The organism is Pseudoalteromonas sp. SR43-5 (assembly GCF_014163835.1).
GTDB lineage: Bacteria > Pseudomonadota > Gammaproteobacteria > Enterobacterales > Alteromonadaceae > Pseudoalteromonas > Pseudoalteromonas distincta.
On sequence record NZ_JACJEA010000015.1, the window covers coordinates 47,592 to 64,558 of the forward strand.

At 38.7% G+C, this 16,967-nt stretch carries 17 protein-coding genes; 10 read left to right on the plus strand and 7 right to left on the minus strand.

The genetic code is table 11. The annotated features are described in order from the left end of the window. Positions 1–60 precede the first annotated feature (60 nt). The 5 genes from fur to H5090_RS10565 all read right to left on the minus strand — a co-directional run bounded on the left by fur (position 61) and on the right by H5090_RS10565 (position 2,598). Complete coding sequence (gene fur, locus H5090_RS10545) at positions 61–504, minus strand: ferric iron uptake transcriptional regulator (protein WP_002962922.1); 444 nt, start codon at positions 502–504, stop codon at positions 61–63. 186 nt (positions 505–690) lie between these two features. Beyond that, complete coding sequence (fldA, locus tag H5090_RS10550; protein WP_007586856.1) at positions 691–1,218, minus strand: flavodoxin FldA; 528 nt, start codon at positions 1,216–1,218, stop codon at positions 691–693. Positions 1,219–1,232: 14 nt separating this feature from the next. After that, complete coding sequence (gene ybfE, locus H5090_RS10555; RefSeq protein WP_002962928.1) at positions 1,233–1,511, minus strand: LexA regulated protein; 279 nt, start codon at positions 1,509–1,511, stop codon at positions 1,233–1,235. Between the two features lie 2 nt (positions 1,512–1,513). Then, a complete protein-coding gene (locus H5090_RS10560) occupies positions 1,514–1,735 on the minus strand; it encodes a DUF2788 domain-containing protein (RefSeq protein WP_002962930.1) in 222 nt (73 codons plus the stop codon). A gap of 95 nt (positions 1,736–1,830) precedes the next feature. Next, positions 1,831–2,598 carry an alpha/beta fold hydrolase gene (locus tag H5090_RS10565; protein ID WP_002962931.1) on the minus strand — a complete coding sequence of 256 codons (768 nt, stop codon included), beginning with the start codon at positions 2,596–2,598 and terminating at the stop codon, positions 1,831–1,833. Positions 2,599–2,818: 220 nt separating this feature from the next. Here H5090_RS10565 and seqA point away from each other — a divergent pair, with 220 nt between their 5' ends. The 7 genes from seqA (at position 2,819) to H5090_RS10600 (ending at position 11,068) form a co-directional block, all read left to right on the plus strand. Continuing rightward, positions 2,819–3,415: a replication initiation negative regulator SeqA gene (gene seqA, locus H5090_RS10570; RefSeq protein ID WP_182695662.1), complete on the plus strand. Its 597-nt coding sequence runs from the start codon at positions 2,819–2,821 to the stop codon at positions 3,413–3,415. A 9-nt stretch (positions 3,416–3,424) separates the two neighbouring features. Further along, the gene (gene pgm / locus H5090_RS10575) at positions 3,425–5,062 is read left to right on the plus strand and encodes a phosphoglucomutase (alpha-D-glucose-1,6-bisphosphate-dependent) (protein ID WP_182692743.1); all 1,638 of its coding nucleotides are present in this window, start codon (positions 3,425–3,427) and stop codon (positions 5,060–5,062) included. Positions 5,063–5,181: 119 nt separating this feature from the next. Continuing rightward, positions 5,182–6,234: a succinylglutamate desuccinylase gene (astE, locus tag H5090_RS10580; protein ID WP_182695663.1), complete on the plus strand. Its 1,053-nt coding sequence runs from the start codon at positions 5,182–5,184 to the stop codon at positions 6,232–6,234. A gap of 265 nt (positions 6,235–6,499) precedes the next feature. Beyond that, positions 6,500–7,714: a thiamine pyrophosphate-dependent dehydrogenase E1 component subunit alpha gene (locus tag H5090_RS10585; protein ID WP_002962935.1), complete on the plus strand. Its 1,215-nt coding sequence runs from the start codon at positions 6,500–6,502 to the stop codon at positions 7,712–7,714. Continuing rightward, the gene (locus H5090_RS10590; RefSeq protein ID WP_182695664.1) at positions 7,714–8,691 is read left to right on the plus strand and encodes an alpha-ketoacid dehydrogenase subunit beta; all 978 of its coding nucleotides are present in this window, start codon (positions 7,714–7,716) and stop codon (positions 8,689–8,691) included. The genes H5090_RS10585 and H5090_RS10590 overlap by 1 nt, the downstream gene beginning before the upstream one ends. Positions 8,692–8,699: 8 nt before the next feature. After that, entirely contained in the window at positions 8,700–10,286 is a 1,587-nt protein-coding gene (locus H5090_RS10595; RefSeq protein ID WP_182695665.1) for a dihydrolipoyllysine-residue acetyltransferase, read from the plus strand. A gap of 416 nt (positions 10,287–10,702) precedes the next feature. Further along, positions 10,703–11,068, plus strand: a complete 366-nt coding sequence (locus H5090_RS10600; protein WP_182695666.1) for a DUF805 domain-containing protein — start codon at positions 10,703–10,705, stop codon at positions 11,066–11,068. 61 nt (positions 11,069–11,129) lie between these two features. Here H5090_RS10600 and H5090_RS10605 read toward each other — a convergent pair whose 3' ends face one another. Together H5090_RS10605 and H5090_RS10610 are read right to left on the minus strand one after the other, a co-directional pair. Next, complete coding sequence (locus H5090_RS10605) at positions 11,130–12,299, minus strand: putative manganese transporter (protein WP_182695667.1); 1,170 nt, start codon at positions 12,297–12,299, stop codon at positions 11,130–11,132. 120 nt (positions 12,300–12,419) lie between these two features. Then, positions 12,420–14,045 carry a M28 family metallopeptidase gene (locus H5090_RS10610; RefSeq protein ID WP_182695668.1) on the minus strand — a complete coding sequence of 542 codons (1,626 nt, stop codon included), beginning with the start codon at positions 14,043–14,045 and terminating at the stop codon, positions 12,420–12,422. Positions 14,046–14,158: 113 nt separating this feature from the next. Between H5090_RS10610 and H5090_RS10615 the strand changes: the two genes are divergently transcribed. Genes H5090_RS10615 through H5090_RS10625 form a run of 3 tightly spaced genes read left to right on the plus strand, consistent with a single transcriptional unit; the run spans position 14,159 to position 16,957 of the window. Next, positions 14,159–14,971: a DUF3025 domain-containing protein gene (locus H5090_RS10615; protein ID WP_096793172.1), complete on the plus strand. Its 813-nt coding sequence runs from the start codon at positions 14,159–14,161 to the stop codon at positions 14,969–14,971. Next, positions 14,968–15,756, plus strand: coding sequence for an ABC transporter ATP-binding protein (locus H5090_RS10620; protein WP_024596859.1), 789 nt, complete (start codon positions 14,968–14,970; stop codon positions 15,754–15,756). The genes H5090_RS10615 and H5090_RS10620 overlap by 4 nt, the downstream gene beginning before the upstream one ends. Beyond that, positions 15,749–16,957 carry an ABC transporter permease gene (locus tag H5090_RS10625; RefSeq protein ID WP_182695704.1) on the plus strand — a complete coding sequence of 403 codons (1,209 nt, stop codon included), beginning with the start codon at positions 15,749–15,751 and terminating at the stop codon, positions 16,955–16,957. Before H5090_RS10620 ends, H5090_RS10625 begins: the two co-directional genes overlap by 8 nt. Positions 16,958–16,967 lie beyond the last annotated feature (10 nt).

Below are 16,967 nucleotides of genomic sequence, written 5' to 3' on the forward strand. Positions count from 1 at the left end.
CTTTTAGGCACAAAAAAAACCTGCACTTAGCAGGTTTTTTTATTGCTTTTAAAAGCGATATTAGCTGTTAGCGTCGCTAAATTCTTTACACGCTGCTTTATCATTACACTCACCGTATAAATACAAAGAATGGTTTGTAAGAGTAATACCATTTTCTTCAGCAATTTCTAGTTGACGACGCTCAATCATGTCATCTTCAAACTCTACCACTTTGCCACATTTCAAACATACTAAATGATCGTGGTGAGTGCTTCCAGAAAGTTCAAATACTGATTTTCCGCCTTCAAAGTGATGACGGCTTACAATACCCGCATCATCAAATTGGTTAAGTACGCGGTATACAGTTGCAAGACCAATTTCTTCACCTAGATCCAAAAGAATTTTGTAAACATCTTCAGCACTGATGTGTTGGTTATCTGGAGATTGTAAAATCTCTAATATTTTAATACGCGGTAAAGTTACTTTTAAACCGGCTTTTTTAAGTTCCAAGTTATGATCAGTCATTAAATCTGTCTCAATTTTATTTGGTTATACTAGACATCTTGCAAAGATGTACACGACACATTAGCAACAAACAGGATAACGTGCCTAAGCGTTAAGTGCAAAGAACAATTGATATATATTGCCACTAAAGCTTAAAACGCTAACTGTTTGATAATTATTTAAACAGCTAGCGATATATGCAGTAAATTAGTCAGCTAATTCACTTAAACACATTTCTTCATATACTTGAGCAGACCATGCTTTAACACGTTGTTCTGTAAGCTCTGGTTGACGGTCTTCGTCGATACCCAAACCTACAAAGTGCTTATCATCAGCCATTCCTTTAGATGCTTCAAAGTCATAGCTTTCACTTGGCCAATGGCCCACAACAATAGCGCCACGTTCAGTAACAATATCGTTGATCATGCCCATTGCATCTAAAAAGTACTCAGCGTAATCTTCTTGGTCACCACAACCAAAAATAGCAACAAGTTTACCTTCAAAGTCTACTTCCTCAAGTTCTGGGAAAAAGTCATCCCAGTCACATTGAGCTTCACCGTAGTACCAAGTAGGGATACCGAATAAGATTAAATCAAATTCAGCAATCTCTTCTTTAGAGCTTTTTGCAATATCATGAACAGCCACTAGCTTTTTACCCAATTCTTTTTGGATCATTTTTGCTACGTGTTCTGTGTTACCTGTGTCACTTCCGAAAAAAATGCCTACACTTGCCATGGATTTAAAACCTTTTATGTATCAATAGCCAATCTTTCTTGTAAAATCGTTTCAATCAGCGCACTGCGGCTAATATTTTGTGCATCTGCCATATCACTCAATGCTTGATATAACTGCGATGAAACTTTAAATTCAACACGCTTTAAACCACGTGCTTTATCTCTTTTTATTTGATTACGTTTATTTACCTTTAACTGCATATCCCGAGAAAGGGGATTGGTTTTAGGTCTGCCTGGGCGTTTTTCGTATTCAAATAAATCGAGTGTAGTTCTATCTGTTTCTGACTTCGCCATGCTTAACCTACACCTGCGCCTTGCCAAAATACTTGAATAAGCCCTTTAGCAATAAAGCCTGAACAACCTAAAAAGAGCACGCCCCAAACAATGTATTGTCCGAACTTTGGCACATTGCCACTTTTTAGTACGTCTTTAATTGCCATGCCGATGAATATGAAAATACCGGCTAAGCCAAAATACAACCCTAGGGTATCAAATTCGTTAATTAACTGACTGACCATCAACGTATAACCTTTAAATTAAACGGCGCGTACTATAGCATATAAATATTCATATATTTAGTGCGCTGAATTAAAAACACGCGATTAAAATTGCTTTAAACCGCAGTTAAAAAGTCATTTATCGCTTTATTAACAGCAAGAGGCTTTTGAGCATGAAGCCAATGACCTGCGCCATGAATAATTTTAGCCTTGGTGTTTTTAAAGCGTGCTGTAATTGCAGTACGATGCTCGGGCAATATATAGTCAGAATCATTACCTTTAATGAAAAGAGTATCGCATAAACAAGAATTGTTTTCATTAACATTGGACGTAATTGTCGAATATTTTTCGTCAAGCACATTTAGGTTAAATCGCCATGCAAAATGACCTTCTTCATTTTTAGCGAGGCTTTTAAGTAAAAACTGTCGAACCCCTAGCTCTTCAATATAAGGCTGCATAATTGCATCAGCTTGCTTTCTATCATCTATTGACTGCGTTGAAACTGCTTTTAATGCTTGTAATATTTTTGTGTGGCGAGCAGGGTAACTAACAGGTGCGATATCAAGTACAACCAATTTATTTACCAGCTCAGGGTGTGTTAGTGCTAATTCCATTGCGACTTTCCCACCCATAGAATGCCCAACTAAATGAGCTTTATCTATGTTTAAATGTGCTAATAACTCGACAATATCTTGAGCCATTGCAGGGTAGTTCATTTCATCACTATGAGGAGAAAGCCCGTGGTTGCGTAAATCAACGTTAATAACATTAAAGTGTTCACTTAATGGTTTTGCTATTACATTTAGGTTTTCTAATGATCCAAAGAGTCCGTGGATCAAAATAACATTAGGGCCTTGCCCTTGTTGCTTGTAATTTAACTGCATACACGCCTCCTGAAAATTTCGCCATAGTTTGCCGAGCATTGCTCTAAAAAGCAAAAAATACAGCGACTATTTATTAAATTGGGCTTTTGTTTGTTAAATCAACAACAATCAAGTAAATATTAATATGTTTACGGGAGTGCTTGTTGTAACTCGCATTTCTGATTGGTTTGGGTATAATCACACGGGAGAAAAAAATGTGACCCGTAATGACAGGAAGAACATGAAACAAATCGACATAGACGACGAGTTATATCAGTATATTGCAAGCAATACGCAAAGTATTGGTGAAAGTGCATCCACTATTTTACGTCGTTTATTAAATCTGAGCGGCGAAAAAATTCAAACCGCAAACGTAGAACTAACTCAAAATAATCAAACTGCGACTACGTCTACCGCCACATTAAAATGCTCAGAGCTACCTGCTGCTGAGACTTCAAAAAAACAAACGCCTGTAGCTCACGCACCCGTGAAGCAAAAAAGCGATAATGTTTTTAATGTATTAAATAAAGAAGAGCTGGCAATGCAGAAGGGTGTTGTTGGGCGCTTTTTGTTTATTTTAAGTGCATTTTACCGCACACATAAAACTGATTTTTCGGCTGTACTAGATATAAAAGGGCGTGACCGTGTTTACTTTGCTACTAGTAAAGAAGCCTTAGTAAATAGCGGCAGTAGTATGAACCCTAAAAACATAACTGATAGTGAATATTGGGTTATGACAAATTCTAATACAACGCGTAAAAAAATGATGCTTCATGAAGTTGCTCTTTGCCTTGGATATAGTGCAGAGCAAGCTGAAAAAATTCGCGATTACCTGTAAGGAAATATAATGGCTATTCACTCAGGCGCAGGCAAAACTGCTCCACAATCAGCACTGGTTAACGTACCTAAATTAGTATCTGCGTATTACTTAAACGAACCTGATCTTGAACAAAATCCAGAGCATTGTGTTGCTTTTGGTACATCAGGCCACCGTGGTTGTTCTTACGATGTTAAATTTAACGAGTCACACATTTTAGCGATTACTCAGGCTATTTGTGATTATAGAAAACAAAATGATATTTTTGGTCCGTTATTTTTAGGTAAAGACACACACGCACTGAGTGAGGCTGCATTTAATTCAGCTATTGAAGTTTTAGTTGCTAACGAAGTGCAAGTGATAACGCAAGAAAACGGTGACTTTACACCAACGCCAGTTATCAGCCACGCCATAGTTAGCCATAACAAGCTGCACCCAAATGAGCTTGCAGACGGGATTGTTGTTACGCCTTCACATAACCCTCCTGAAGATGGTGGCTTTAAATACAATCCACCTAATGGCGGACCTGCTGATACCGACGTCACTAAGTGGATTGAAGACAGAGCAAATCAACTTTTATTAGAAGACTTGGTTGAAGTTGAGTTATTCCCATTCGCTAAAGCTTCACGTTCAGGCTTTATTCGCTACGAAGATTTAATGACTCCTTATATTGATGATTTAGCAAATATCGTTAATTTAAAAGCCGTTAGCGATGCAGGTATCAAAATTGGTATCGATCCACTAGGTGGTTCAGGTATTAATTTTTGGCCTGTTATTGCTAAAAAATATAATTTAGATTTAACCGTCGTTAATGATGTTGTTGACCCACGTTTTGCTTTTATGCCACTTGATAAAGATGGCAAAATTCGTATGGATTGTTCATCACCTTATTCAATGGCAAACCTTATTGCATTAAAAGATGACTTTGATGTGTCTATTGGTAACGACCCTGACTACGATCGCCACGGTATTGTAACGCCAGATGGTTTAATGAATCCAAACCACTTTTTAGCAGTGGCAATTGATTACTTACTTAAACACCGTGATTGGAATGAAACAGTAGAGATTGGTAAAACACTGGTTTCTAGCTCTATGATCGATAAAGTAGCAGCGCGCAATAATCGAAAAGTAAAAGAAGTACCCGTAGGCTTTAAATGGTTTGTTGAAGGCTTAAGCAAAGGCAAGCTTGCATTTGGTGGCGAAGAAAGCGCAGGTGCTGCATTCTTACGTTTTGATGGCTCTGTATGGTGTACAGATAAAGACGGCTTTATTATGGGACTACTTGCTGCAGAAATACTTGCAGTAACAGGTAAAACTCCATCAGCGCTTTATAAAGAACTAGAACAAGAGTTTGGTTCTCCAATTTATAAACGCCTTGATGCACCGGCCTCAAGCGGCCAAAAGTCACGTTTAAAAGCATTAAGTGCTTCTGATGTTAAAGCAGATACACTTGCTGGTGAACCTATTTTGCAAAAACTGACTCATGCACCAGGTAACGATGCGGCAATTGGTGGTTTAAAAGTGGTCACTGAAAATGGCTGGTTTGCAGCGCGTCCATCAGGTACTGAAGATATTTATAAAATATACCTTGAATCATTTAAAGGTGAAGAGCATTTAGCGTTACTTGAAAAAGAAGCTAAAAAGCTTGTAGATTCAGTTATAAGCTAACTTAATCTAATAATTTTAAAACGGCTGATTTATTCAGCCGTTTTTGTTTCTATACCTCTACCTTGTGCATATATATGCATAAGAGTTTACTCTCACATTATTTTTAAAGGGCTTATTACATGTCAGCCAATCCATCTTACTTAAATGAATTAAAACAAACGGGCGATTTTTTAACGCTTAGTCGTGACAACGAATGGCATTTAGATGCAGGTGAATTTGTTTTAGATAATGGAACTCGTGTAAATATACACGATACCGGTGTAATTGAGTTTCAACCTGCTGTTAAAACAAGCAAAGATGTAATTTATTCAAGCGCTGTACACGGTAACGAAACTGCGCCAATTGAAATTTGTGATGCGCTCATTAAACAAATTATAAAAGGTGAGTTAGTCCTTAAGCAGCGTGTTTTATTTATTTATGGTAATCCACAATCAATTAATATTGGTTTGCGTTTTGTAGAAGAAAACTTAAATAGATTATTTAATGGTCACCATACAGTTGAAGGTGTACCAATGAATAATGAACGAAACCGCGCTGCAAAGCTTGAGCAATACGTAAGTGACTTTTATGCTCGTGGCCAGCAATGCAGTAGCCGATGTCATTACGACTTACACACTGCAATTAGAGGCTCTAAAAACGAAAAATTTGCTGTGTATCCATTTTTACATGGTAAGCCATGGAAAAAGTCACAGTTACAATTTTTATTGAGCTGTGGTGTAAATACCGTACTTATGATGAAATCACCCGCAACAACGTTTAGCTATTATTCGTCGTTTGTTCATGGTGCAGACTCGTTTACAGTAGAGCTGGGTCAAGTTAAGCCATTTGGCCAAAATGATATGACCCGCTTTGAAAAAACAAAGCAAACATTAACTGCATTAATTAGCCAAAATGAAGTTAAATACCCTGATTTTAATGCAAGTGAGTTTGAGTTATTTGCAGTGCACCGCACAATTAATAGAACGCAGGATGATTTTAGTTTCCCTTTTTCTGATGATGCTGAGAACTTTACTGGCTTTGCGAAAGGTGAACTACTTGCAACCGACGGTGATACAGCGATTTACGCAGACGTTGAAGGTGAGGCTATTATATTTCCAAATGCGAGCGTAGCATTAGGTCAAAGAGCACTGCTTACTGTTATTCCAATGGATATTGATAGCAATTTCGTCTAATTAAACTCATCAGACCACTGGTAGCTTCAAGTTAACTATATGATTACTATTAACTAAAGTAACCGTATCGTTAACTTGCCACTTATTTAACTTGTATTTGCTTTTGTTTCGTCCCAGATGTGTTGAATAACACTTTACGTTAACGTAAAGTGTTGGCAGCTTTAATTAAAGATAGTGCAGATGTTGCAAAGTTTAACCAGCAACAATCACCCACAATAATAATTTAAAGGGGCACTGTTTTACCGACAACAAAAGAAGGTAGGTTATGAGTAATCCAAATAACGTATCGCTGAATATTAACCACGAGCTTGAATTTATTGATGGCCAAGCACTTAATATTCCAACCCTTAGTATTTTAACTGAGGACGGCGACATTCATCCTAGTGCAACCGCACCTGATATTTCAAAACATACCGCTATTAAGTTATATGAAACAATGCGTTTTATACGTTTGTTAGATGAACGTATGCAAGGCGCGCAGCGCCAAGGTCGTGTTAGTTTTTATATGCAATGCCTAGGCGAAGAAGCCGCAGTTACAGCCTCTGCTGCTGCACTTGATCAAGATGATATGATCATGGCGCAATATCGTGAACAAGCAGCCCTGCATTATCGTGGCTTTACGCTTGATCAATTTATGAACCAAATGTTCTCAAATGAATTGGATTTAGGTAAAGGTCGCCAAATGCCAATCCATTATGGTTCTAAAGCGCTAAACTACATGACGATTTCATCGCCACTGGGTACGCAAATACCACAGGCCACAGGTTATGCATATGGTCAAAAAATAAAGCATATCGACGCTAAAACAGGTGAGCTTGCAAGCACAATTGATAACGTGACTATTTGTTACTTTGGTGAAGGTGCTGCATCAGAAGGTGACTTTCATGCGGGCTTAAATATGGCGGCTGTTCACAAAGCGCCGGTTATATTTTTTGCACGTAATAACGGCTATGCCATATCTACCCCTGCTGATGAACAGTTTAAAGGCGATGGTATTGCGTCGCGTGGTGTAGGTTATGGTATTAAAACAATTCGTGTTGATGGCACAGATGCACTTGCTGTGTATGCAGCGACCAAAAAAGCACGCGAAATAGCCTCAACACAAGGTGAGCCTGTGCTTATTGAATCGATTGCTTATCGATTAGGCGCGCATTCTACATCAGACGATCCCAGTGGTTATCGCTCTAAAGATGAAGAGGCAAATAATCAAATCTGTCCTATTGATAAATTTAGAAAATGGTTGGTCAAGCAAGATTGGTTAAACGAAGAAGACGATATAAAAGCAAAAGAGTCGATTCGTGAAGAAATTTTAGCAGCGCTTAAGCGTGCTGAAGTTGTTGCCAAGCCGGCTTTAGAAGAATTGGTATCTGACGTTTACGATACACCAATTCCATTATTGCAACGTCAGTACGAGCAATTAAAAGAACATATAAAACAGCATCCAGATGCTTACCCAGTAACTGCAGGGAGAATTAAGTAATGGCTAAAATGAACATGCTCCACGCAATTAACTCTGCCCTCGATATTACGATGAACGAACACCCTCAAGCCTGTATTTTTGGCGAAGATGTTGGTTACTTCGGTGGTGTATTTAGAGCAACATCAGGCTTGCAAGAAAAGTACGGTAAGCATCGCGTTTTTAATACGCCTTTAACCGAACAAGGTATTTTAGGCTTTGCTAATGGTTTAGCGGCATTTGGTGCGCCTGCATTAGCAGAAATTCAATTTGCTGATTATATTTTCCCAGCGTTTGATCAAATAGTAAATGAAGCCGCTAAATTTCGTTATCGCAGTGGTAATGAATTTAATGTAGGTAACTTAACTATTCGTACGCCTTATGGCGGTGGTATTGCTGGTGGCTTATATCACTCGCAATCACCCGAAGCTTATTTTGCACATACACCGGGCTTAAAAGTGGTTGTACCGCGTAACCCTTATCAAGCTAAGGGTTTATTACGTGCCTCTATTAAGGATGATAACCCTGTCATATTTTTTGAGCCTAAGCGTTTATATCGTGCATCAACAGGCGAAGTGCCAGAAGAAGATTATAGTATTGAATTAGGCACGGCTGAAGTAGTACAAGAGGGTACCGATATTACGCTTTTAGCGTGGGGTGCTCAAATGGAGATTATTGAAGAGGCAGCAAAGCAAGCAAGCGAGCAAGGTATAAGCTGTGAAGTAATAGATCTTCGTAGTATTTTACCATGGGATGTTGAAACGATTGCTAAATCGGTTATTAAAACCGGCCGTTTAATCGTGAGCCATGAAGCGCCTATAACTAATGGCTTTGGTGCCGAGATAGCAGCAACAATACAACAAGAGTGTTTCTTGCATTTAGAGTCACCAATTTTACGTGTATGTGGTCTAGATACACCATACCCGTTGGCACTTGAAAAAGAATACGTACCGGACGCACTAAAAGTGTTGGCTGCAATTAAACAATCAATGGATTTTTAGGGGTTACCATGGCGAAAGATTTTATATTACCCGATATTGGTGAAGGCATTGTTGAATGCGAAGTAGTTGAGTGGCTAGTACAAGAAGGCGATACCGTATCTGAGGATCAGCCAATTTGCGATGTTATGACAGACAAAGCATTAGTACAAATTCCGGCAGTGCATGATGGCGTAATTTCAAAGTTATATTATCAAAAAGGTGAAATTGCTAAAGTACATGCTCCTTTATTTGCTATGGATGTAACTGGTGATAGTACGAGTAATGAAGTAGTAGAAGAGCCTGTTCAAGCTGAAAATCAAACTAATAACAATGCATCTGATGTAGTTGAAGACTTTATACTACCAGATATTGGTGAAGGTATTGTTGAGTGTGAGATTGTTGATTGGTTAGTCGCTGAAGGCGACGAAATAGAAGAAGACCAAGCGGTTTGTGACGTAATGACCGATAAAGCATTAGTGCAAATTCCGGCAAAATATACAGGCACAGTAAAAAAACTATATTACCAAAAAGGTGAAATAGCAAAAGTACATAGCCCGTTGTTTCAAATGACAATTGCAGGCAGTGCAGCAAAACCAAATGTTGATATAAACCAAGCGGTCGTAAAGGCTCAAACTAATGCCGTCGCTGAAAAAGTTGCCCCTGTTAAAACGCAGCAAGCTGCTAAAGTTATTAATCAAAAAGCGGTTGCATCACCTGCGGTTCGTCGTAAAGCACGTGAGCTAGATGTTGATTTAACGTGCGTACCAGGTAGTGGTAAAAATGGACGTATTTACAAGCAAGATATTGAAGAGTTTGTAAAAGGCGAAGTGCCAAATAGTATTGATACTTCACCGCTTAATAGCGATGCTTCTCAAAGTGCAGTACAAAACCAAACACAGAATCAAAGCGGTGGCGTACGAGTAGAGCAAATTAAAGGCATTAAAGCGGCCATGGCCAAGCAAATGGTGGCTTCGGTTTCAACTATTCCGCACTTTACTTTTAGTGATGAAATCGACTTAACGCAGCTTATAGCTTTGCGAAGCTCCTTAAAAGAGCAGTACAAAGCACAAGGCGTTAAGCTCACCATGATGCCATTTTTTGTAAAAGCACTCTCGCTAGCAATGAAAGAGTACCCTGTACTGAATTCAAAAGTGAATGATGATTGCTCAGAGCTTACCTATTATAACGATCATAATATTGGTATAGCGGTTGATTCAAAAATTGGCTTGTTAGTGCCTAATATTAAATCGTGCCAGAGTAAAAGCATTATTGATGTGGCAAATGATTTAACCCGCTTAACTCATTCTGCGCGAGAAGGGCGTGTTGCACCGGATGATTTAAAAGGTGGGACAATTAGTATCTCTAACATTGGTGCGATTGGCGGCACTATCGCAACCCCCATCATTAATAAACCAGAAGTGGCTATTGTTGCATTGGGTAAACTGCAGCACTTACCGCGTTTTGATGAAAGTGGCCAAGTTGTGAGTAAAGCTATTATGCAAGTGAGTTGGTCTGGCGATCATCGCGTTATTGATGGCGGCACTATTGCACGCTTTAATAACCTATGGAAATCGTACTTAGAAAACCCATCGGCAATGATGATGGCTATGAGTTAATAATATAATTGTTTAACTAGGGCGTGTTGATCTTTGATGGTTGAATTTACAGCAGTATGTTTGGTTTTTAGGCAAGGCAGAGCCTATGAAGTGTGGTTACTCCCCATAAGTAGGCGATAACGCAGCATAAATGCCAAACATGCGCTGCCCTTCGGGTTCTGCCTAGGGGCGATAAACTCTTTGTTGCTCGGTTTTTACTTAGCCCACTAGGTTACAAACCTCGCGCCGCGATTAAATCGTCCCTAGATTGAACAAATTACAATCCGCAAAGGTCAACACGCCCTAATAAAAAAACCAGCAATTTGCTGGTTTTTTGTTTTAAATGAGTCTGTTTTTATTTAAGATACATGTGTTACTAAAAAGTAATAAAGTTAACCCCGTTAGGGAATATAAAAAAATAACACTAAGGAAATTTCATGGAACATTATATGAACGCGCTTCGCAGCTACGCGGATTTTTCAGGCCGTAATCGTCGTAAAGCATATTGGATGTTTGTATTATTTAACTTCATTTTTTCGGTAGTTTGTAATGCGATTGATGGTGTACTAGGTACAATGTTCATTGGCACTATTTATAGCTTAGCGCTATTAATTCCTGGCTTAAGTGCTGGTGCACGTCGCCTTCATGATACTGGTCGTTCAGGCTGGTGGCAGTTACTTTGGTTAGTGCCAGTAATTGGTTGGATTGTTTTAATTGTTTTTCTTGCACAAGACTCACATGAAGGTGAGAACGATTATGGCCCAAATCCAAAAGAACTAGCTGCAGAGCCAGCAGCCGTATAAATAAAATAAGTTAACATCCTAAAAGCTCAGCAATAGCTGAGCTTTTTTGTTTATGGCAATTTTAACTTAAAAAGTAAAGGCCATAGCCAACGGCCAAAGCAGGAATAGATGTATACACAGTCGCAATTACAGCCGCTTTAGGTGCCATTGCAATTGCAGGAAATAACGCATCACCATCGTTAGATATTGCATTAGCAGTTAATGCACTAAATGGAATGATCCCCTGAATATATAACGTAGTAACAATTATTTGCGGACCACAACCGGGTAAAAAACCAATCACCACAGCAATAAGTGGCGCTAAATAAGCATAATGTGCAAACCAGTTTTTTAAATCAAGCCCTGCAATATTTACTAAAATCTCAAACAACATAAAGGATGCCACTACCCATGCGGTCACAAAGTGTGTGTCTTGAAGTACTTTAATAATTTTAGAAGGTGGATTACATTCATCGTCTTCTGAGGTTACTTCTTTATAGCTTTCACCTTTAGAAGAATACGCCCATATAGTTACAGTAAATAACGCCATTGCAGCACCAAAAATACTAATACTTGTGCCTGTGTATTTTCCAAATTGATCAAAGTCGACATTAAACGCAATTAAAAAAGCAATAATGAGGCTTGGAATAATAGCGAACATCCAAACTGGTTTGCTTATTTTAATTATACGAGTTGGCAATACTTTAACTTGGTGTTTTTGTTCTTGCTTAGTTGGGCGTAAAAAGTCTTTTGCATGAAGGGCATTTACTATAGCACCACAAAGCGTGCCTACGACTAAGCCAATGGCCATTATGGTTAAACCTTCAGTAGGGCGAGTGGCAAGGAGTAAAAATGCGGCATCTCCCATTGTAGCTGTTAAAACAGCAACAATAGCCCCAAAACTTGCTTGGCCTTTTGTAAACTGGGTAACCACTATTATTGCACCACCACATCCAGGAAGGGCACCTAAAACGGCAGCAAAAAATATTTCTAATACCGGCGATTTAGCACTTAAATAACTAAGCTCTAATTGAGGTAAATGCTCTATGGCGTAGTAATAAATTAATAATGTAGCAGCAACAAATACGCTAACTTGAAAAAAAGCATCACTTAGTGCTGTTATTGTAATTTCACGAAGTGATGGCACAGCTAAGCATACCAGTAAAAAAAGTGGTAATAATAAACGTTTATTTTGGCTAACAAAGCGTTTAGAAGCGGGCGTAATAAATCCTATTTGAGAGAGTAAAATCATATAGTGTTACCAATTAAATAAACTTAGTAACACTGTATATTTTTATTAAATGATAATCAATATCATTTGCATCTATTTAAATCGATTACTCTCTTTGAGTTTTTCGATGTTAAACCAATGCTACTTACGTTGAAATTCTGAGTTTGCATTCCACGTTGGCCATTGCTCTTGCTCCGAAATATCAAAACCTACTTTATAAAACAATTGTAAGTCTTGAACAGCACCCGATAAATCCCATTCGTCACGGTAACGATCACATGGTTGATGATAACAACCGCGAAGTACTAAACTCATGCGTTTACGGTAATTAGCTGTCTCTTCGTCAGCTGCGACTGTGCCGCCACCTGCGTACATGGCTGGAATCCCCATATTAGCAAATGCAAAGTGATCAGAGCGGTAATAGCCACCAGATGATGGTTTAGGATCGCCTGATATTGTTCTGCCTTGCTCTTTAGCTGCAGTTGCTAAAAACTCATCCATTTGTGACTTACCAATACCGACCACATTCATGTCTTTTACTTTGCCTAATAAATTTAAGCTATCCATGTTTATGTTAGCGACTGTTTTATTAGCTGCAATCACTGGGTTAGCTGCATAGTATTTAGAACCTAGTAAGCCTTGCTCTTCAGCAGTTACCGCTAAAAATGTCATTGAGCGGCTAGGATGCTTAGGTAATTTAGTAAAGGCTTCAGCTACTTCAATAAGCCCAGCTGTACCCGTTGCGTTGTCGTGAGCACCGTTGTAAATTTGATCGCCTTTACGTGTTTTATCTGTACCTAAGTGATCCCAATGCGCCGAGTAAATAACATGCTCATCTGGTTGCTCGCTTCCTGGTAACGTAGCGATAAAGTTATACGACACTGATTTTTTAATCGTATTTTTAACATTAACAGAAGCAGTTAAATCGCCCATATCAACATGGTAAGCACTTTTAGCAGCATTTGTTTTAACGGTATCAAAATCTAAACCTGCTTTAGTGAAAAGCTCTTTTGCTACGTCAGTTGTAACCCAGCCTTCAACAGCTACACGATCCATATTGTTGTTTTCTTTTTGAAAACCAAACTGCTCACCGCTCCAAGAGTTTTCAACTACTGACCATGGGTATGACGCAGGTGCTGTTTCATGAATAATAATTGCTCCAGCTGCACCTTGTCGACTTGCTTCTTCATATTTGTATGTCCAACGACCGTAATAAGTCATTGCGTCGCCAGTAAATAAAGCAGGGTCTTTTGTTGCAAAGCCCGGATCATTAACCAGCATTACAACCGTTTTGCCCTTGACGTCTAACCCTTCGTAGTCATTCCAATTGTATTCAGGTGCATTAACGCCGTAGCCCACAAAAACAAGTTCAGAATTTTCTATGCCTTCTTGTGCGCTAATGCGGCTGCTACCCATAACCATGTCTTTTTTATATTGATAGTCTTTACCACCAATACTAAGCACCATGTTTGAATCAGCTTCTAAAGAAACCAATGGCACTTCTTGTAAGTAACTGTCGCCATTACCTGGTTTTAAACCTAAAGCTTTAAACTGCGCAGTTAAATAATCAAGCGTTAGCTTTTCGCCAGGTGATGAAGGAGCACGGCCACCAAACTCATCCGATGCGAGCACTTTTACATGTTTAGCCAGTTCATCAGCTTGAATACTGTTATAACCATTTGTTACATCAGTAGGGGTAATACTTGTTGTTGCGCAACCTGCTAAAACAGCAGTAGCGAGGAGTGTGAGAGAGAAATAATGTTTCATGTCAGCTCTTTTTTTGTTTTAAGTTGTGATTAGTATATTAACTTCTATTAAGCAGAACCAGTTTTTGCGGTAAACTTCTCGTAAATTATAGGCATAAATGGTTAAAGGTTTAAATGAAGCGTTTTACTCCCCCCGAGCAGTGGCAAATCAGTAGTTTAGAAACAGGTGCATTTGCGCATTTACGTGAGCTATTTAAAGTTAACGAACTAACAGATTGGCCGGCGCCGCAGTGGTTTTCTCCATTTTTAACTGCTATTAATGAGAATAATATTCCTATTACTTTTGAAGATGATGCAAAGGTAGATTTTGGCGAGCGGTATTACGAGCAAGTAATTTTTGAAACGGGTGTTGTACCTACACGTAGTGAAAATTGGCATGACTTATTTGGTGGGTTTATATGGTGTTTATTTCCAAAAACCAAAGCGTTAATAAACCATAGACATGTGCAAGATATAGCTGAGCATGGACTGCAACAGCGTACTAAGCATCGTAATGCACTAACGCTTTTTGATGAGTGTGGTGTTGTATTAGCTATAAGTGAGAGTAAATGGCAGCAGTGGCTTTGCGATCACCAATGGAAAACTGCATTTGTTGAACACAAACATGAGTGGGGTAAAACAATAAAACCTTTTATGTTTGGTCATGCTAATTATGAAATGCTAACAAAGCCTTATATAGGTTTAACGGGTAAAGCGTTATTTGTTTGTGTACCTAATGAAATATTTTGTAAAGATTTAGTAACTCAATATCAGTACCTTGACCAAGCCCTTTATGAGATGATTAATACAGATAACTGCTTAGCCGATAACAAAAAGCTTTCACCACTGCCTTTATTAGGTGTGCCAGGCTGGCATGACGAAAACAAAGATGACTCTTTTTACAACAATACAGATTATTTTAGAGCGAAACGAAGGATGCGAACATGATAGAAGTTGCTGGGCTTAAAAAGAAATTTAAGCTAACTAAAGATCACAAAAAAAATAAAATAGACGACATCGATCCTCGTGAAGATAAAGACTACTTTCACTCAGTACGAGACGTTAGTTTTAGTTGCGCTAAAGGTGAGGTACTTGGATTGCTCGGCCCAAATGGTGCGGGAAAAACGACGACACTGAGAATGATTTCAACCGCGTTAAAGCCCGATGAAGGCTCAATAACGATTGCTGGAAACGATATTGTAAAAAAACCGCTACTGGGCCGTAAGTCTATTGGATTTTTATCAGGCTCTACGGGGTTGTATGGCCGCTTAACTGTAAAAGAAAACATAGAGTATTTTGCAAAGCTTCATGGCATGAACAAAAGCGATATTGCATCGCGTTGTGATGAGCTATTTACATTGCTAGACATGCATAAATTTGTAGATAAACGGGCAGAAAACCTTTCAACGGGGATGAAGCAAAAAGCAAATATAGCGCGTGCAGTTGTTCATCGCCCAGCAGTTGTTGTGCTTGATGAGCCAACAACGGGCCTTGATATAATGACAACACAAACAGTTATTAAATTTATCAAAGGTTTAAAGGCGCAAGGGACGCCTGTTATTTTCTCAACCCATCATCTAGATGAAGTAGCCCTTTTATGTGACCGTGTCGCTGTAATTAACGAAGGTATTAGCTGTTTTGACGGGACAGTAGAAGAGTTTAAACAAGCAGGTAATAGTGATGAGCTTAACCAAGCGTTTATGAATATATTAACGGAGAAACATGATGTTTGAGGTATTTAAAAAGGAATTAAGAGAGTTATTACGCGATAAAAAAACGCTATTATTTGTAGTCGCGCTCCCTGTTGCTATATTTCCGTTATTGTTTGCCGTAATGGCATTTATAAGCTCGCAAGCTGCAATGGACGCTGAGCAAAAAGTAAACACTTACGCGATTATCAACGGTGACTACGCACAAGAGTTTACAGATAAAGTGTTTTATCACAAAAGTTTTGAGCTTTATAAAGGGGATAGAACCTTTAACAATATTGATGAGCTTAAAGCAGGTGTAATCGCTGGCGATATTGATATGGGTATTTATTTACCAAGTCATGCTGTGCAAACATTGGACGATGGAAAACAAAGCCAGTGGCAGGTTGTTTTTAACGATTCAAAATCTATCAACTTTTTATTCGAACGCGTTAAAGAGCTCGCAAAAGAATACAGTGACGTGCTGCAAACTCAAAAGCTAATCAGTTTTGGTATTGAAGAGTCTGTTCAAAAATCTATTCTTAATCCAATTGAAGTCATAAAAGTAGATACAGCCGATAAACGTGAAAACCTTGGCGAAAAAATTGGCGGGTTTTTACCTTATTTACTTATTCCATTAGTATTGATGGGGGCAACTTATCCCGCTATTGATTTAGGCGCTGGCGAAAAAGAACGCGGCACGCTAGAAACACTCCTACTTACACCTATTACGCGTACAGAGCTGGTGCTTGGTAAATTTATAACCTTGTTAACTACATCCATTGCCTCCACAACGATAACCGTCTTAAGTATGGGCTGTTGGATAGCATTGGCGCTCGCATTTGCCGATCTTGATTTTATTAAAGCCGCGTTTAGTACATTAGCAGTTACCGATTTACTAATGATATTTGTACTATTATTACCTGTTGCAGCTATATTTTCGGCCTTAGCTCTGGCTATATCTATCTATGCTCGCACGTTTAAAGAAGCGCAGAATTATATGGCACCACTTAGTATGGGCGTATTTTTCCCGATTATTATTTCAATAATGCCAAATATGGAACTCACTGCTAAAACAGCATTCATTCCTGTTACAAACGTAGCATTAGCAATTAAAGAAATAGTAAAAGGGACTGTTGATTACACATTTGTAGGCTTAATATTTTTAGCCACTGCAATCATTGCTGCTGGACTATTGGCATTTTGTGTTAAGTGGTTTAACAGAGAAGACGTTCTTTTTAGATAAAATTGTTAAT

Bases quoted from the DNA above. Each gene is read 5' to 3' on its own strand.
- astE (WP_182695663.1), top strand. From the start codon at position 5,182: ATGTCAGCCAATCCATCTTACTTAAATGAATTAAAACAAACGGGCGAT.
- H5090_RS10610 (WP_182695668.1), bottom strand. From the start codon at position 14,045: ATGAAACATTATTTCTCTCTCACACTCCTCGCTACTGCTGTTTTAGCA.
- fldA (WP_007586856.1), bottom strand. From the start codon at position 1,218: ATGGCAAGTGTAGGCATTTTTTTCGGAAGTGACACAGGTAACACAGAA.
- ybfE (WP_002962928.1), bottom strand. From the start codon at position 1,511: ATGGCGAAGTCAGAAACAGATAGAACTACACTCGATTTATTTGAATAC.
- H5090_RS10605 (WP_182695667.1), bottom strand. From the start codon at position 12,299: ATGATTTTACTCTCTCAAATAGGATTTATTACGCCCGCTTCTAAACGC.
- H5090_RS10565 (WP_002962931.1), bottom strand. From the start codon at position 2,598: ATGCAGTTAAATTACAAGCAACAAGGGCAAGGCCCTAATGTTATTTTG.
- seqA (WP_182695662.1), top strand. From the start codon at position 2,819: ATGAAACAAATCGACATAGACGACGAGTTATATCAGTATATTGCAAGC.
- pgm (WP_182692743.1), top strand. From the start codon at position 3,425: ATGGCTATTCACTCAGGCGCAGGCAAAACTGCTCCACAATCAGCACTG.
- H5090_RS10600 (WP_182695666.1), top strand. From the start codon at position 10,703: ATGGAACATTATATGAACGCGCTTCGCAGCTACGCGGATTTTTCAGGC.
- H5090_RS10585 (WP_002962935.1), top strand. From the start codon at position 6,500: ATGAGTAATCCAAATAACGTATCGCTGAATATTAACCACGAGCTTGAA.
- H5090_RS10560 (WP_002962930.1), bottom strand. From the start codon at position 1,735: ATGGTCAGTCAGTTAATTAACGAATTTGATACCCTAGGGTTGTATTTT.
- H5090_RS10590 (WP_182695664.1), top strand. From the start codon at position 7,714: ATGGCTAAAATGAACATGCTCCACGCAATTAACTCTGCCCTCGATATT.
- H5090_RS10620 (WP_024596859.1), top strand. From the start codon at position 14,968: ATGATAGAAGTTGCTGGGCTTAAAAAGAAATTTAAGCTAACTAAAGAT.
- H5090_RS10615 (WP_096793172.1), top strand. From the start codon at position 14,159: ATGAAGCGTTTTACTCCCCCCGAGCAGTGGCAAATCAGTAGTTTAGAA.
- H5090_RS10625 (WP_182695704.1), top strand. From the start codon at position 15,749: ATGTTTGAGGTATTTAAAAAGGAATTAAGAGAGTTATTACGCGATAAA.
- fur (WP_002962922.1), bottom strand. From the start codon at position 504: ATGACTGATCATAACTTGGAACTTAAAAAAGCCGGTTTAAAAGTAACT.
- H5090_RS10595 (WP_182695665.1), top strand. From the start codon at position 8,700: ATGGCGAAAGATTTTATATTACCCGATATTGGTGAAGGCATTGTTGAA.